The sequence below is a fragment of the Streptosporangium sp. G11 genome (assembly GCF_051192615.1).
In the GTDB taxonomy this organism is placed as follows: domain Bacteria; phylum Actinomycetota; class Actinomycetes; order Streptosporangiales; family Streptosporangiaceae; genus Streptosporangium.
Genome location: NZ_JBPJUQ010000002.1, coordinates 224,603 through 240,685, shown reverse-complemented (window position 1 = coordinate 240,685; position 16,083 = coordinate 224,603). Strand labels below are relative to the sequence as shown.

Annotated in this window: 14 protein-coding genes; 11 read left to right on the top strand and 3 right to left on the bottom strand. The window is 70.0% G+C overall.

Going from position 1 to position 16,083, the window contains the following annotated elements:
* Positions 1–8: 8 nt before the first annotated feature.
* Positions 9–731 carry a GntR family transcriptional regulator gene (locus tag ACSDR0_RS03100; protein ID WP_435287165.1) on the bottom strand — a complete coding sequence of 241 codons (723 nt, stop codon included), beginning with the start codon at positions 729–731 and terminating at the stop codon, positions 9–11.
* Between the two features lie 615 nt (positions 732–1,346).
* On the opposite strand from ACSDR0_RS03100, the gene dapA reads away from it, so the two are divergent.
* Together dapA and ACSDR0_RS03090 are read left to right on the top strand one after the other, a co-directional pair.
* Positions 1,347–2,273 (top strand): 4-hydroxy-tetrahydrodipicolinate synthase, encoded by a 927-nt coding sequence (dapA, locus tag ACSDR0_RS03095; protein WP_435287164.1) that lies wholly within the window; start codon positions 1,347–1,349, stop codon positions 2,271–2,273.
* 164 nt (positions 2,274–2,437) lie between these two features.
* Entirely contained in the window at positions 2,438–4,123 is a 1,686-nt protein-coding gene (locus ACSDR0_RS03090; protein WP_435287163.1) for a ribonuclease J, read from the top strand.
* Between the two features lie 199 nt (positions 4,124–4,322).
* On the opposite strand, the gene ACSDR0_RS03085 is transcribed toward ACSDR0_RS03090, so the two are convergent.
* Entirely contained in the window at positions 4,323–4,997 is a 675-nt protein-coding gene (locus ACSDR0_RS03085) for a hypothetical protein (RefSeq protein WP_435287162.1), read from the bottom strand.
* Positions 4,998–5,209: 212 nt separating this feature from the next.
* Between ACSDR0_RS03085 and kduI the strand changes: the two genes are divergently transcribed.
* From kduI to ACSDR0_RS03065, 4 genes are all read left to right on the top strand, one after another.
* A complete protein-coding gene (kduI, locus tag ACSDR0_RS03080) occupies positions 5,210–6,022 on the top strand; it encodes a 5-dehydro-4-deoxy-D-glucuronate isomerase (protein ID WP_435287161.1) in 813 nt (270 codons plus the stop codon).
* The gene (locus ACSDR0_RS03075; RefSeq protein ID WP_435287160.1) at positions 6,022–6,759 is read left to right on the top strand and encodes an SDR family oxidoreductase; all 738 of its coding nucleotides are present in this window, start codon (positions 6,022–6,024) and stop codon (positions 6,757–6,759) included. The genes kduI and ACSDR0_RS03075 overlap by 1 nt, the downstream gene beginning before the upstream one ends.
* Positions 6,760–6,776: 17 nt before the next feature.
* On the top strand, positions 6,777–7,538 hold the full coding sequence (locus ACSDR0_RS03070) for an IclR family transcriptional regulator (protein ID WP_435287159.1): 762 nt from the start codon (positions 6,777–6,779) through the stop codon (positions 7,536–7,538).
* Positions 7,539–7,643: 105 nt separating this feature from the next.
* Complete coding sequence (locus tag ACSDR0_RS03065) at positions 7,644–7,829, top strand: tautomerase family protein (RefSeq protein ID WP_435287158.1); 186 nt, start codon at positions 7,644–7,646, stop codon at positions 7,827–7,829.
* Positions 7,830–8,031: 202 nt separating this feature from the next.
* Here ACSDR0_RS03065 and ACSDR0_RS03060 read toward each other — a convergent pair whose 3' ends face one another.
* A complete protein-coding gene (locus ACSDR0_RS03060) occupies positions 8,032–9,546 on the bottom strand; it encodes a sodium:solute symporter family protein (protein ID WP_435287157.1) in 1,515 nt (504 codons plus the stop codon).
* A 219-nt stretch (positions 9,547–9,765) separates the two neighbouring features.
* Here ACSDR0_RS03060 and ACSDR0_RS03055 point away from each other — a divergent pair, with 219 nt between their 5' ends.
* The 5 genes from ACSDR0_RS03055 (at position 9,766) to ACSDR0_RS03035 (ending at position 16,074) form a co-directional block, all read left to right on the top strand.
* Positions 9,766–12,294, top strand: coding sequence for a DNA translocase FtsK (locus ACSDR0_RS03055; protein WP_435287156.1), 2,529 nt, complete (start codon positions 9,766–9,768; stop codon positions 12,292–12,294).
* 308 nt (positions 12,295–12,602) lie between these two features.
* The gene (locus ACSDR0_RS03050) at positions 12,603–13,358 is read left to right on the top strand and encodes a helix-turn-helix domain-containing protein (protein WP_435287155.1); all 756 of its coding nucleotides are present in this window, start codon (positions 12,603–12,605) and stop codon (positions 13,356–13,358) included.
* A 169-nt stretch (positions 13,359–13,527) separates the two neighbouring features.
* Positions 13,528–14,937, top strand: a complete 1,410-nt coding sequence (gene rimO / locus ACSDR0_RS03045) for a 30S ribosomal protein S12 methylthiotransferase RimO (protein WP_435287154.1) — start codon at positions 13,528–13,530, stop codon at positions 14,935–14,937.
* A gap of 25 nt (positions 14,938–14,962) precedes the next feature.
* The gene (pgsA, locus tag ACSDR0_RS03040) at positions 14,963–15,574 is read left to right on the top strand and encodes a CDP-diacylglycerol--glycerol-3-phosphate 3-phosphatidyltransferase (RefSeq protein ID WP_435287153.1); all 612 of its coding nucleotides are present in this window, start codon (positions 14,963–14,965) and stop codon (positions 15,572–15,574) included.
* Positions 15,571–16,074: a CinA family protein gene (locus ACSDR0_RS03035; RefSeq protein ID WP_435287152.1), complete on the top strand. Its 504-nt coding sequence runs from the start codon at positions 15,571–15,573 to the stop codon at positions 16,072–16,074. Before pgsA ends, ACSDR0_RS03035 begins: the two co-directional genes overlap by 4 nt.
* Positions 16,075–16,083 lie beyond the last annotated feature (9 nt).

Here is a 16,083-nt window from a genome sequence, read left to right as displayed (position 1 = left end):
CCAGGGTGTCAGGGGTGCAGGGGGTGGGCGTAGACGAGGCGGAAGCGGTCACCGGGGATGACGATGTCGCTGGTCTCCACCGGGCGGTCTCCGGCCCAGTGGGTGCGCTCCACGTGCAGGACCTGGACGCCCGCGGGCAGGGCGAGGGCGTCGCTCTCGGCCGGTTGCGGGACGCGGGTGTAGACCTGTTCCACGATCTCGGTGACCTTGACGCCGATGGCCGACAGGCGGGCGATCAGGCTCCGGGGGCTCTCCTCGGCGGTCTCGCCGAACTCGGCGGGCTCGTAGGAGGTGGCCAGCTGGATCGGCTTGCCGTCGCCGCGGAAGACGTAGTGGGTGCGGGTGACCGGGGCCGACTCGTCCAGCCGGAGGCGGTGGGCGATGTCGGGGGTGGCGTCGGCGGGCTCGGCCCGCCAGTCCCAGGTGGCCCGGGTGCCCTGCGACTGGATGTCGGCCCCGAAGGGGGCGTGGTGGTCGTGAAAACGCCATCGGTGCAGGGGGAGCAGCACCGGCTGTTCTCGTACGTAGTGACCCGAGCCGACGCGGCCGACGATCAGGCCCTCGGCGGCGAGCACGCGCAGCGCGTGCCGGGCGGCGGTCTCGCCCACGCCGTACTTCCTGGTCAGCTGGGCGCGCGAGGGGATCGAGGCGCCGGGGGAAAGGGAGCCGTCGACGATCTGGCGCCGGATGTCGGCGACGACGCGCAGGTAGACAGGATCGGAGCTTGCCACGTGTCCATCCCTGGGGGTCTGGGGCGTTGTCCCATCCTGTCGTATTCAATGCACAACGCAGGGTAATGGCTCCGATTTGGAGCTCCAACTTTACGGCCACTCCCAGAAGTGTCCAAAAATATCTCAGAGACCCTGTAACGCCCGCGTAAGGACCACCGATTCAAGGTAGAGGTCGTCGATGTGTGTACCCCCGAGCACATATCGGCGGCCTCTTTCTCGTTCAAGGACGCCCTCGCCGCCGACAAAGCGGACAAAGTTCTCGTTATTTCATGTAACCGGACACAGGGCCTGCGAATGCCGTTTTCGGGCCGCTTCTCTCCCTCGCCCCCTCGCGGTCGACCGGCTTCCCTCGCGACGGCGACCGGCCGGATCCGTCCCGCCCGGCCCGGCGGCCCTGCCGCCCGCTCCGGTCGGCGTTCCGTCCCCTATACGACGGGCTGGAACGGCCGGGGGGAGGGCGTCGCCCGGGGTCCGTCGCCGCGGCGGTGTATATCCGCGTGTACGGTGTGCAGCGGGCACCTCGGGGGGATGTTCGCTCTTGGGCCCATCGGTGGACGGAGGTTAGGCGGGGTGGCGGGGTCCACCGTTTCAGCGGATCCAGGTAGCGTTCGGTCTATGGCAGCGCCAACTGGAACCTCCGACGCCCCCTTCGGCCGCATGCTGACCGCCATGGTCACGCCGTTCACGAGTGACGGAGCGGTCGACTACGAGACAGCGGGGCGCCTCGCCACCTACCTGGTGGACGAGCAGCGTAACGACGGCATCGTCGTGAGCGGTACGACGGGGGAGTCCCCGACGACCACCGACGACGAGAAGGAGCGCCTCCTGCGCACCGTCGTCGAGGCGGTCGGCGACCGCGCCACGGTCGTCGCCGGGGCCGGGACCAACGACACCCGCCACAGCGTGGAGCTGGCCAAAGCCGCCGAGCGCGCCGGGGCCCACGGTCTCCTGCTGGTGACGCCGTACTACAGCAAGCCCCCCCAGGAGGGGATCTACCGCCACTTCACCACGGTGGCGGACGCGACGGCCCTGCCGGCGATGCTCTACGACATCCCCGGCCGGAGCGGCGTGCCGATCCAGAGTGAGACGCTGGTGCGGCTCGCAGGGCACGAGCGGATCGTCGCGGTGAAGGACGCCAAGGCCGACCTGTTCGAGGGGTCGCAGATCATCGCGTCCACCGGCCTCGCCTACTACTCGGGTGACGACACGCTCAACCTGCCGTGGCTGTCGGTGGGGGCCGTGGGGTGCGTCAGCGTGATCGGACACGTCGCCGGCGCGGAGATCGCCGCGATGATCGAGGCGTACCGTTCGGGTGACGTCGCGGGTGCGCTCGCCGTCCACCGCAGGCTGCTCCCCGTGGTCTCGGGGATCATGATGCGGGCCGGTGGCGCGATCATGGCGAAGGCGGCGCTGTCCCTGGTCGGGCAGCCCGCGGGACCGATGCGGTCGCCCCTCGTGGAGGCGACCCGGGAGCAGCTCGCCAGGCTGCGCGAAGACTTGATCGCGGGCGGTGTGAAGCTGCCCGACGAAGTTGTGACATGAGATAAAACGCCGCGGCCTTCACCGGCCGCATCCGGGAGGAACGAGAGTTTGCGAGAAAGAAGACACAACGGTCCGCTGGGGGACGGAGTGCTCGGCGAGGGAGTAGTCCTGCTGCCCGCGAGGGCCTCCGTCGCATGTGAGATCTCTGAGAGAGGTGTGGCCGAATGAGTCACCCCCATCCCGAACTCGGGCTGCCGCCCGCACTGCCCGACGGTGCCCTGCGCATCGTCGCGCTGGGCGGTCTCGGTGAGATCGGCCGCAACATGGCCGTGTTCGAGTACGAAGGCCGGTTGCTGATCGTCGACTGCGGGGTGCTCTTCCCCGAGCCCGACCAGCCCGGCATCGACCTGATCCTGCCCGACTTCGAATACATCCGGGGCCGCCTGGACGACATCGAGGCCGTGGTCCTGACCCACGCGCACGAGGACCACATCGGTGCCGTGCCCTACCTGCTGCGCGAGCGCCGCGACATCCCGATCGTGGGATCCAGGCTGACGCTGGCGCTGATCGAGGCCAAGCTCACCGAGCACCGCATCCAGCCGAACAAGCGCGAGGTCGTGGAGGGCGAGCGGCACGGGTTCGGGCCGTTCGAGTGCGAGTTCCTCGCCGTCAACCACTCCATCCCCGACGCGCTGGCCGTCGCGATCAGGACGCCCGCGGGCATCGTCCTGCACACCGGCGACTTCCGGATGGACCAGCTGCCCAGCGACGGGCGGCTGACCGACCTGGGCGGGTTCGCCAGGCTCGGCGCCGAGGGCGTCGACCTGCTGATGTCCGACTCGACCAACGCCGAGGTGCCGGGCTTCGTCACCAGTGAGCGGGAGATCGCGCCGGTCATCGACGAGGTCATCCGCACCGCGGGCAAGCGTGTGATCGTGGCGAGCTTCGCCTCCCACATCCACCGCGTTCAGCAGGTCATCGACTCGGCGGAGAAGCACGGCCGCAAGGTCGCGCTGGTCGGCCGTTCGATGGTGCGCAACATGGGCGTCGCCCGCGACCTGGGTTACCTGAGGGTCTCTCCGGGCCTGATCGTCGACGCCAAGGAGATCGAGGGCTGGCCGCCGGAGGACGTGGTGCTGATCTGCACCGGGTCCCAGGGCGAGCCGATGGCGGCGCTGTCGCGCATGGCCAACCGCGACCACCCGATCCGCATCGCCGAGGGCGACACGGTCCTTCTGGCCTCCTCGCTGGTGCCGGGCAACGAGACCGCCGTCAACAACGTGATCAACGGGCTGTCCCGCTGGGGCGCCCGCGTGGTGCACAAGGGCAACGCGAAGGTGCACGTCTCCGGGCACGCCGCCGCGGGTGAGCTGCTGTACGTGCTCAACCTGACGCGGCCGTCCAACTTCATGCCGGTGCACGGCGAGTGGCGTCACCTGCGGGCGCACGCCAAGCTCGCCGCGCTGACCGGGGTGCCCGACGACCACATCGTGATCGCCGAGGACGGCGTCGTGGTGGACCTGGTCGACGGCCGCGCCAAGATCGTGGGCGCGGTTCCGGCCGGTTACGTCTACGTGGACGGGACCTCGGTGGGCGACGTCACCGACTTCGCGCTGAAGGACCGCCGCATTCTGGGCGAGGAGGGCTTCATCTCCATCGTCATCGTGGTCGACACCGCCACCGGCAAGCTCGCCGGGGGCCCGGAGATCCACGCCAGGGGATCCGGCATCGACCCCGCCATGTTCGACGACATCCTGCCGCAGGTCGAGAGGGCCCTGCAGGACAACGCGGCCGACGGGGTGGTGGACATCCAGCAGGTCCGCCGCGTGGTCCGCAGGACCGTGGGCCGCTGGGTGAGCGACACCTACCGCCGCCGCCCGATGATCATCCCCGTGGTGGTCGAGGTCTGACCCCCGCACCGTACGGCGGCCTCGCCGGCCGCCGTACGGACGCTCGGGCCCTGACGGCGGTGTCCGCCGTCATGCGGACCCTCGGGCCCTGACGGGGCGTCCGTCACTATGCGGATCCTCGGGCCCTGACAGGGGTCCGCCGTCGTACGGGCTCTCCCCGGTGGGTCAGCGGACGCCGGCGTACGGGCTCCCCGGCGGGTCAGCAGACGCCGGGCAGGGAGCAGAGCTTGGCCGCCATTTTCCTGGCGTCCTTCAGCTGCCGGGTGAAGTCGGAGCCGCGCACCTTGCCGTACTCACCCGCCACCAGATAGATCGCCACGGCCCGGCCCTCGCGTACGACGACGGCCCGCTGCCCGCCGATGGCGGGACGCACGCCCTTGGCGTCGTAGCCCTGAACGGCGATCTTCATGGCCTGGTCGCCGGCGCGGACGGGTTCGGCCCAGGTCTTGGTGACCGATCCCTCGGACTTGACGCGGGCGCACCTGCGGACCTGCCCGAGAAGCCCGGTCAGCGCCTTGCGCGCGGCGGACGCGGAGCGGTAGATCACCAGTTGCTCGCCGGAGTGGTGCTCGGGGGCCTGGTAGGTCACGGTCCGCATGGCCGTCCGGTCGCGATCGGCGGGGCGGCGCAGGTCACACGGGTTGATCTCCAGGTTCCCTCCCAGCCTGTCGCTGATGGTCCACTTCTCCTCGTCCGGATATCTCACCGGCTTGCGAGCCTGGGCCTCGTGCAGGAGGAAGTTCTTCGGGATTCCCGCGACGGTCCCTCCCGTCTCGCCCGTCTCGGCGAGGGCGGTGCCGCCCACGAGGGAGGTCGCGAGAACCGCGCCCGCGATCGTGCCCGCCGCTACCAGCCGGGTCGTCGTCCGTGCCATGCCAGTCGTCATCGGTCTTCCCATCCGTTCGGTGGCGATCCCCTATGTGGGACCCGGGTTCGGCGCGGAAAGTTCTCGCTCGGGGCGGTCGTTTTCCGGGCGCCGGCATCCGGCCGGAATCGCGGTGAGTGCACGGGGAAGGGGGCCGTTGTATGCTCACAGTGTTCTATGTAGCAGCTTCTAATTTCATGTAATAGAACAATGGAGGGGCGATGGAGGTACGGCACGCCACGGCACCCGACCAGATCACCGGGGCGACCACCGACTGGCTGCGCCGCCGGTTCCTGGTGGAGCAGCTCTTCGTACCCGGGGAGGTCCGCCTGCTCTACTCCCACGAGGATCGCATCGTGGTCGGCGGAGCCCTGCCGGACGACGGGCCACTGAGACTGCACAGCCCCGACCCGCTCAGGTCGGAGTACTTCCTGGAACGCCGTGAGCTCGGCGTGGTCAACATCGGCGAGCCCGGCACGGTGACCGTCGACGGCACCGCGTACCCCCTGGCCTCCAAGGAGTGCCTCTACGTCGGCCGAGGGGCCCGCGAGGTGGTTTTCGAGGGGGGCGTGTTCTATCTGGTCTCCACCCCCGCGCACGCCGCCCTGCCGACGACCGCCGCGACCCTGGAGGACGCCGAGCCCGTGCGGCTGGGCGGCCAGGACGGTTCCAACGACCGGACGATCTACAAGTACATCCACGCCAAGGGCATCCAGAGCTGCCAGCTCGTGCTCGGCGTGACCGTGCTGGAGCCCGGCAGCATGTGGAACACCATGCCCTGCCACACCCACGAGCGCAGGACCGAGGTCTACCTCTACTTCGACCTGCCGCCCGGCGAACGGGTGATCCACCTGATGGGACGGCCCGACGAGACGCGCAACCTGGTGGTCGCCGACCGGCAGGCGGTCGTCTCCCCGTCCTGGTCGGTGCACTGCGGCTTCGGCACGAGGAGTTACGCCTTCGTCTGGGCCATGGGCGGGGAGAACCAGGCCTTCGAGGACATGGAGCAGGTCGAGATCGGCGAGCTGCGCTGATGTTCTCGCTGGAGGGCAGGACCGCGCTCGTCACCGGCGCGCGGACCGGGATCGGGCGGGCCCTGGCCGTGGGCCTGGCGGCGGCGGGGGCCGACATCGTGCTCCACGGCCGCGACGACGACCTGGACGAGGTCGAGGCCGAGGTCCGCAAGACCGGCAGACAGGCCTCCCGGTGGATCCTCGACCTGTCGGACCCCCGGAACGTCCCCGAGGCGGCCGGGCGCCTGGGAGCGGTCGACGTGCTGGTCAACAACGCCGGGATCATCCGCAGGGCCCCGGCCGCCGAGCACCCCCACGAGTCCTTTCGCGAGGTGCTCGACGTCAACCTGGACGCGGTCTTCCTGCTCAGCCAGGTTCTCGGGACGCGGATGCTCGCCCGGGGCTCCGGGAAGATCATCATGATCGCCTCCATGCTGTCCTTCCAGGGGGGCGTCAACGTCGTCGGCTACACCGCGGCCAAGCACGGCGTGGCGGGGCTCACGCGGGCGCTGGCCTGCGAGTGGGCGGGCTCGGGGGTGCAGGTCAACGCGATCGCCCCCGGCTACATCAGGACCGGCAACACCGAGCGGCTCTGGGACGACCCCGCGCGCGAGGCCGAGATCAGGGGCCGTATCCCCGCCGGGCGCTGGGGCACCCCCGAGGACCTCGTGGGCGCCGCCGTCTTCCTGGCGTCCGGGGCCTCCGACTACGTCAACGGGCACCTGCTGGCGGTCGACGGAGGCTGGTTGGCGCGCTGACCAGTAGGCTCACGATCGTGGTCAGGGAAGGCAGTTCCATCGACAAGGCGCTGGCGGTGCTGGAGGCGATCGCCGAGCACCACCGCGTGACCGACATAGCCGCCGCGACGGGGGTGTCCAAGTCGACCGTCCATCGCATCCTCCAGTCGCTCGTCGAGTGGGGGTTCGCGCGGGCCGACGGTCACGGCGGCTACGAGCCCGGTCCCCGGATCCTCACGCTGGCCGGCCGGGTCATGAGCCGCTTCGACCCGGCCCGCCAGGCCTCCGGCGCGCTCAACGCCCTGCACGAGAGGATCGGCTACACCACGCACTTCGCGATCCGCAGCGGCGACGAGGCGGTCTACGTCGACAAGCTGGAGGGCCGGCGGCCCTACCAGATGCCCTCCCGCGTGGGGATGAGCCTGCGCCTGCACTGCACCGCGATCGGCAAGGCGGTCCTGGCCCAGCTCGGCGCCGACGAGGTCCGCGCCATCTGCGCCCGTACGGGCATGCCCGCCCCGACCCCCACCACGCTGGCGACGCCGGAGGACCTGCTGGCCGACCTGGCGTTGGTACGGTCCCGCGGCTACTCGCTCGACAACGAGGAGAACCTGCCCGGCATCCTCTGCGTCGGCGCCCCGGTCTTCGACCACACCGGCCAGGTGCTCGGCGGCATCTCCATCTCCGCCCTGGCGATGGACATGGGCCGCGACGACCTGGAGCGGTTCGCCCCCGAGGTCGTCTCCGCGGCCCGGGAGGTCTCCGCCGCCCTCGGCGCCCCAGCCCCGGTGCTCAAGTGATCCGCCGGCCTTCGGTTCCGGATCAGGTTACGGCGACAGGTTGTTCCATGTAATGGAATGTGATCTCATGTTATGCAACAACTTGAGCTTGGAGGATACTTCGACATGCCGAACATCACCGTGGAACTCCTGTCCGGTAGGACCCTCGACCAGCGCCGCGAGTTCGTGGCCGCGCTGACCGAGGCGGCCGTGGACATCCTGAAGGCGCGCCGCGAGTCGGTGCGCATCGTCTTCACCGAGATCGAGAAGTCGGACGTGGCCAACGGCGGCCTCCTGCAGTCCGACAGGTAACCCGCACGGAGCCCGGCTCCGGGACCGGCCGAGTTCGCGGTCCGGGTGTTTCCCTCCCCCTCCCGGTGGAAGGAGCATGTCCCCGGGCGGGCGGGTCCTGGAGCCCGCCGCGCCCGGGGACGGCCGGGACGGCCACGCGGCCGCGCCGCGCCCGAAGGCCCCCACCGGCGGTGGGGGCCCGGCGCCGCGCCGGAGGGGGCCGTCAGCCGACCGCCCCGGCCCGCTGCTGCTGCTCGGGGTCGGTGGACCCGGGTTCGGTGGACAGGGAGTCGACGAGCGCGTCACTGTCCTCGCGGTTCTCCGGCTTCAGGAACCCGATCGCCACGTACAGGACCAGTGAGGTGACCAGCGGCACGCCGACGACCATCGCCGTGTCCTTGGACTCGATGATCCACTTGACGTACGCCCAGACGCCCAGCCCGGCGGCCCAGGAGACGATGGCCGCGGTCGGGCCGCTTCGCTTGAACCACGGCAGCATGCCCAGCATCAGCGGGATCGAGATCGGTCCCATCGTCGCGGCGACCAGGTCGACGACGATCTTCAGGACGACGCCCTGCCCCTCGGTCGAGATCGCGATCGCCATGCTGATCAGGACGAAGGTGAACGTGGTCACCCGGGCGAAGGTCAGCTCGGCCCGCGCCGACAGCTCGCGCACCTTGCGGACGATCACCGGGGCGATGTCCCTGGTGATGACCGAGGAGATCACGTTGGCGTCGGAGGCGACCATGGCCATGGTGTGCGAGAAGAAGCCCGCGAGCACCAGCCCGATCACGCCCTGGGGCAGCAGGGTCTGCGCCAGCCGCACGTACGCCTCCTCGGCGTTGGCCAGGCCCGGCACGATGAGCGGCGCGGCGAACATCGGGATGAACAGGATGAGCGGCCAGACCAGCCACAACGCGCTGGACAGCAGTGCCGAACGCTTGGCGGCCGAGCCCGAGGGCGAGGCCATGTAGCGCTGGGCCAGGTTCCACATGCCGCCGTTGTACTCGAAGGTCTTGATGAAGAGCAGGGCGAGGAAGAACGTCGTGGTGTACGGCCCGGCGAACGGTTCGCCGTGGCCCGGGGGCAGCTTGTCCCACATGGTCCACAGGGTGGCGACGCCGTCCAGCTGGGCCATGATCGCGACGAACATGGCGATGCCCGCGACGCCCTGGATGAGGAACTGCCCGAAGTCGGTGAGCACGTCCGCCCACAAGCCTCCGGCGGTGATGTAGACCAGCGTGACGGCCCCGGTGACCAGGATGCCCCACTGGATCGGGATGCCCGCGAAGCCCTTGAGCAGGATGGCGATCGCCACCCACTTGGCCGCGATGTCCACGACCTTCAGCAGCGCGCCGCTGTAGGCCAGCACCTGCTGGGTCGGCAGGTTGTAGCGCCGGGCCAGGTATTCCAGCGGGGAGACCACGCCGTGCTTGGAACGGAGCCGGTTCCAGCGGGCCGCCCACACGAAGGCGCCGATCCCGACGCCGAGGCCGATCGTCAGCGCCCACCAGACGTACATGGCGAGCCCGTAGTTGTAGGCCACGGCCGCGAACGCCACGAACATGATCGCGCTGTATCCCGACATGTGGTGCGAGATGCCGGACAGCCACCAGGGGATACGGCCCCCGGCGGTAAAGAAGTCGATCACGGTTTTGATGCGGCGCTTCGACCACACGCCGATACCGATCATGACAAGGAAGTACGCGCCCAGAACGGACCAGTCGAGTGCGGACATGTGTCTCCTCCCAACGCCCTGTTGGTCAGGAGGTTCTACTACATGAAACGCAATGTCAATACATGGAATGGAAGACGCTTTCCGGTGGACTAATGGGACTTTTAGTGCTCTTCATCACTGTTCACGAGGTATCGGCCGATCCTGTGAAACGCCCACGAGGGCCGACCGCTCCGGCGAGTCGGCGCGCAATCCACCATCCGTCTCGTTAACCTCCCTAGCATGGCCACCCGTACGTCTAAAGGCTCCTCAGGAAAGCCCCCCGGCAAGGGGTCCTCCGGCCGTTCGGGCGCCTCCCAGGCCCGTACGGCCTCCGCCAGGCGGGCGCCCGCCGGCCGGGCGAGGAGCACGAGCCAGGCCCGCAAACCCTCGCCCCAGCACGACCCGATCAGCTGGGTGCTCATCATGATCGGCAAGCTGTTCATGGGCATCTGGATGCTCCTCGCCGGGGGCATCGGCGGCGCCGCGCGGGCGCTGGGGCAGAACGCGCGCGAGCTCGACCCCGTCCACCGCCGCGACGGGCTCGGCCTGGCGGTGTTCGCCGGGGCGATCGTGCTGGCCGCCATGACCTGGCGGAAGAACACCGGCACGGTCTCCACCGTGGTCGACGGGGTCATGCGCGGCGTCTTCGGCTCGCTGACCTGGGTGATCCCGGTCCTTCTCGTGCTGCTGGCCTGGCGGCTGCTGCGCCACCCCGACCAGAACGCCGACACCGGCCGGATGATCATCGGCTGGTCCGCCCTGACCGTCGGCGTGCTCGGCGTCGTGCACGTCGTCCACGACACGCCCTACCCCTCGGGGGGCAGCTCCGACGGCATGGACAAGGTGTCGGCCGCCGGAGGCATGATCGGCTTCATCGTCTCCGCGCCCCCGGCGAGCATCCTGCCGTCCTTCATCACCATCCCGCTGCTGCTGATCCTGTCGGGCTTCGGCATCCTGGTGATCACCGCGACGCCGGTGCACCGGGTCCCCGAGCGGCTGGCCGAGATCCGGCACATGCTCTTCAACCGCGACCAGCCCCCCACGCCGCGCGCGTCCAGGAAGAAGCCCTCCACCCGCAAGAAGCCGGAGTCCGAGGGCGCCGAGCTGGGCGACCACGTCAAGCCCTACGACACGCCCCTGATCGCCGAGACGCCCGGCGGCACCCCGGGGCACTCGCCGGAGATCGTGCCCGGCCTGGTGGACGAGGAGGCAGCCGAGGCGGTGGTCAGAGCCGAGCCGGCCACGCCTCCCGAGCCGACCCCGGCCCCGCGCAAGGTCGAGCAGCTCGTCCTGTCGCCCCAGGCCGGTCCGTACACCCTGCCCGAGTCGCAGCTCCTGCGCCCCGGCAGCGCGCCCAAGCCGCAGACGAAGGCCAACACCGTCGTCGTCAACGCGCTGACCAGCGTGATGGAACAGTTCATGATCGACGCCCAGGTGATCGGCTTCACCCGGGGGCCGACGGTGACGCGCTACGAGATCGAACTCGGCCCGGCGGTCAAGGTCGAGAAGGTCACCGCGCTCACCAAGAACATCGCGTACGCGGTCAAGTCCGCCGATGTCCGGATCCTGTCTCCGATTCCCGGCAAGTCGGCGATCGGCGTCGAGATCCCCAACACCGACAAGGACCTCGTCTCCCTCGGCGACATCCTGCGCTCCCCGGTGGCCCAGGCCGACCACCACCCGATGATCGTCGGGCTCGGCAAGGACGTCGAGGGGCGCACGATAGTGGCCAACTTGGCCAAGATGCCGCACCTGCTCATCGCGGGCGCCACCGGCGCGGGAAAGTCGGTCTGCGTCAACGGGCTGATCACCTCGATCCTGATGCGGGCCACCCCCGACGAGGTCCGCATGGTCCTGGTCGACCCCAAACGGGTCGAGCTCAGCGTCTACGAGGGCATCCCGCACCTCATCACGCCGATCATCACCAACCCCAAGAAGGCCGCCGAGGCCCTGGAGTGGGTCGTCGGGGAGATGGACCGCCGCTACGACGACCTGGCGGCCAGCGGCTTCCGGCACGTCGACGACTTCAACAAGGCGGTCCGCACCGGCAAGCTGGTGCCGCCGCCGGGCAGCGAGCGGGTCTACCAGCCCTACCCCTACCTGCTGGTGATCGTCGACGAGCTCGCCGACCTGATGATGGTCGCCCCGCGCGACGTCGAGGACTCCATCGTCCGCATCACCCAGCTCGCCCGCGCCGCCGGAATCCACCTGGTCATCGCCACCCAGCGCCCCAGCGTGGACGTGGTCACCGGCCTGATCAAGGCCAACGTGCCCTCGCGGCTGGCCTTCGCCACCTCCTCGCTGGCCGACTCCCGGGTCATCCTGGACCAGCCGGGCGCCGAGAAACTCGTCGGGCAGGGTGACTCGCTCTTCCTGCCGATGGGCGCCAGCAAGCCCATGCGGCTGCAGAACGCCTTCGTCTCCGAGAAGGAGATCGGCGAGATCGTCGGGCACTGCAAGGCCCAGATGGCGGTCGAGTACCGCGACGACGTGGCCGCCGTGGCGACCGCCAAGAAGGAGATCGACGAGGAGATCGGCGACGACCTCGACCTGCTGGTCCAGGCGGCCGAGCTCATCGTGACCACCCAGTTCGGCTCGACCTCGATGCTCCAGCGCAAGCTCAGGGTCGGCTTCGCCAAGGCGGGCCGCCTGATGGACCTGCTGGAGAGCAGGAACGTCGTCGGGCCCAGCGAGGGATCGAAGGCGCGGGAGGTCATGGTCAAACCCGACGAGCTCCCCGGCCTGCTGGCCGACCTGCGCGGGGGCTGACCGCGCCGTACGGGAAACGTCGCCGTACGCGAAACGCCGTATGAGAGACGCCGTACGCGAAACGCCGTATGAAAGACGGCGTACGCGGGGCGCGGCCGTCGCGGGAGGCCGCCGTATGGGAGGTGCCGGTCGTTCCGGCAGGTCCGCATTGGGGACGTAAGTCCATATCGGGGGATACCGCCATCCCCGCCCGACCCGCCCGGGGATGGCGGCGCCGTGCGGGAATGCCACCCCGCCGCACACCTTCCGCTCGGTTACTGATTGAATAGGTATCGCTACGCAACGTCGGGGGCTGAGAGGCGTGCGCCATGGGCATTGGAAGCGATCTGGCGGATGCCCGGCGGTCGATGGGGATGACCGTCGGGCAGTTGAGCGCGCGGACACGCATTCGCGAAGTGCTCATCCAGGCAATCGAGAGGAATGATTTCTCCCAATGCGGGGGAGATTTCTACGCGCGGGGCCATATAAGAAACATCGCCAAGATCGTCGAGCTCGATCCCGAGACGCTGGTGCACCGCTACGACGAGCAGCACGGGGGCGTGCCGCTGCCGGTGCGGGCCTCCAGCGTCTTCCAGGCCGACATGCCGCTGAAGATCCGTGAGCGCCGCTCGCCCAACTGGACGACGGCCATGGCGGTCGCGCTGGGCATCGTGGTCATCTTCGGCGTGGTGCGGACCATGGGCGGGGGCGACACCCCCGTGGCGGAGCTGCGCCCCATGCCGGTGCCCGCCGCGCCGCCACCGCCGGCCGGTTCCGGGCCCGACTCGCCGCGCCGGGCGGCGTCGCTGGCCGAGGAGAAGCGGCGCGACATGGTCGTCCTCCAGGTCAGGGCGAAGCGCACGTCCTGGCTCGACGTGCAGGACGCGGGCGGCCGGAGGCTTTTCTCGGGAACGCTCGCGGCGGGCAAGACCTCGACCTGGAAGGCGAAGACCGGGATGAGGGTCACCTTCGGCGACGGGGGAGCCGTCTCGCTGAAGGTGAACGGCAAGAACCTGGGCGCCCCCGGCCGCCGGGGGCAGGTCGTCAACCGCTCCTACGAGGCCCCGGCCGCCAAGAAGCGCTAGGTCACACCGTACGGAAGACCTCCCGGACCCTGGGGTCCTCAGGGCCCTCCAGGGTTTCCCCGCCGCCCACGGCGGCGGGGATCCGGGGTGGGGCAGGGGGTTGCGGCGGTGCCTGAATGGGGGGAGGTGCATCAGGTAGTGGCCAACTCCCGATACCGTAGTGTTCACCATGTCATCCCGCCGAACCGCATCGCTGATCACGCTTGGTTGCGCACGCAACGAGGTCGACTCCGAGGAGCTCGCCGCTCGTCTTGAGGCTGCCGGTTGGCAGCTGGGCGACGACAACCCCGATGTCGTCGTCGTCAACACGTGCGGCTTCATCGACTCGGCGAAAAAGGACTCCATCGACACGCTGCTCGCCGCGGCCGACTCCGGGGCCAAAGTGGTCGCCGCGGGCTGCATGGCGGAGCGGTACGGTGACCAGCTCGCCGACGCGCTGCCCGAGGCCGCCGCGGTCATCTCCTTCGACGACTACACCGACATCGGCACGCGCCTCGACGACGTGCTGGCGGGCAGGTCGCTCGTCCCCCACAGTCCCCGCGACCGCAGGACCCTCCTGCCCATCTCGCCGGTGGAACGCGCCGCCGCCCCCAAGACCGCCATTCCCGGCCACGGCGAGCTGCCCGAGGGCCTGGCCCCCGCCAGCGGCCCCCGGCCGCTCCGCAAGCGCCTGGGCGACGGCCCGGTGGCCTCGCTGAAGCTGGCCTCCGGCTGCGACCGGCGCTGCACGTTCTGCGCGATCCCCGCCTTCCGCGGGGCGTACGTCTCGCGCCGCTCCGAGGAGCTCCTCGGCGAGGCCGCCTGGCTGGCCGATCAGGGCGTCAAGGAGCTGGTGCTGGTCAGCGAGAACTCCACCTCCTACGGCAAGGACCTGGGTGACCTGAGGGCGCTGGAGAAGCTTCTGCCCTCTCTCGCCGCGACCGAGGGCGTCGAGCGGGTGCGCGTCAGCTACCTGCAGCCCGCCGAGCTCCGCCCGGGGCTGCTGGAGATCATCGCCTCGACCGAGGGCGTGGCCCCCTACTTCGACCTGTCCTTCCAGCACGCCAGCGGCCCGGTGCTGCGCCGGATGCGCCGCTTCGGCGACCCCCGGCGCTTCCTGGACCTCCTGGAGTCGATCCGCGCCCACGCCCCCGAGGCGGGTGTGCGCTCCAACTTCATCGTGGGCTTCCCCGGCGAGACCGAGGAGGAGTTCGGCGAGCTGGTGGGCTTCCTCGAGGAGGCCAGGCTCGACGTGATCGGCATCTTCGGTTACTCCGACGAGGACGGCACCGAGGCGGCCTCGCTGCCCGGCAAGCTCGACCAGGAGATCGTCGACGCCCGCGTGTCCACGCTCACCGAGCTGGCCGAGGAGCTCATGGCCCAGCGGGCCGAGGAGCGGATCGGCACCGAGGTCGACGTCCTGATCGAAGAGGACCTGGGCGACGGCGGCTACGAGGGCCGCGCCGCCCACCAGGGGCCGGAGGTCGACGGTTCTGTAACGGTCCAGGGCATCGGGCTGGTCCCCGGCCAGATCGTCCGGGCCGTCGTGGTCGACTCGGAGGGGGTCGACCTGATCGCCCGCATCAAGGCGGCCCCATGAGCGCGCCGCCGGGCCGGGAGAGCGTATGACCAACACGCCAGAGACCGGCACCGACTCGACAGCGGCATCCGCGCGCCCCGGCCCCAAGGTGAGCGCCTGGAACATCGCCAACGTCGTGACGGTGATACGGCTGGCGATGGTTCCGTTCTTCGCGGCCTGTCTCTTCCTGCCGGGATCCGGCTGGAGGGTCGCGGCTCTGGTGGTCTTCATGGTGGCCTCGCTCACCGACCTGCTCGACGGCGAGCTGGCCCGCCGCTACGGCCTGATCACCGACTTCGGGAAGATCGCCGATCCGATCGCCGACAAGGCCCTCATCGGCGCCGCCCTGATCAGCCTCTCGGTGCTGGGGGAGCTGCCCTGGTGGGTCACCGCCGTGATCCTGGGCCGGGAGCTGGGCGTCACCGCGCTGAGGTTCGCGGTCATCCGGCACGGCGTCATCCCGGCGAGTTACGGCGGGAAGGTGAAGACCGTCCTGCAGATCGCCGCGATCGTCTCCTACATCTGGCCGGACGTGCCCGACCTGATCCGCTGGGTCGTCATGGGCGCGGCGGCCATCGTCACCGTCGTCACCGGCCTCGACTACGTGATCCGGGCGATCAAGCTGCGGCAGGTCGCGAAACGGGCGCGGGCCATATGAGTGACCGCCTGCTCGCGGCCGGTGAGGTCCTCTCCCTTCTCGTCCACAGGGGCGAGACGGTGGCGGTGGCCGAGTCGCTGACCGCCGGGTTGATCTGCGCGCGCCTCACCGGCCCTCCAGGGGCCTCCGCGGCCTTCCTGGGCGGGGTCGTCTCCTACGCCACCGACCTCAAGCACCGGCTGCTGAACGTCCCCTCGGACCTGCTCGCCCGCGAGGGGGCCGTGCACCCGCGGGTCGCCGTCGCCATGGCCGAGGGGGTGCGCCTCCTCACCGGTTCCACGTACGGCCTCGCGGTCACCGGGGTGGCCGGCCCGGAGCCACAGGACGGCAAACCGGTGGGCACCGTGCATCTCGCCGTTAGCGGCCCGGACGGGCGGGTATGGCACCGGGATCCGCGACTCGCCGGGACGCGCGACCAGATCCGGGAGTCGACTGTGAACGAGGCCGTAGAGCTCCTCCGAGGTGTGCTGGAGACGAACGTGAGGGAACATTCCGGATGATTACCGCGT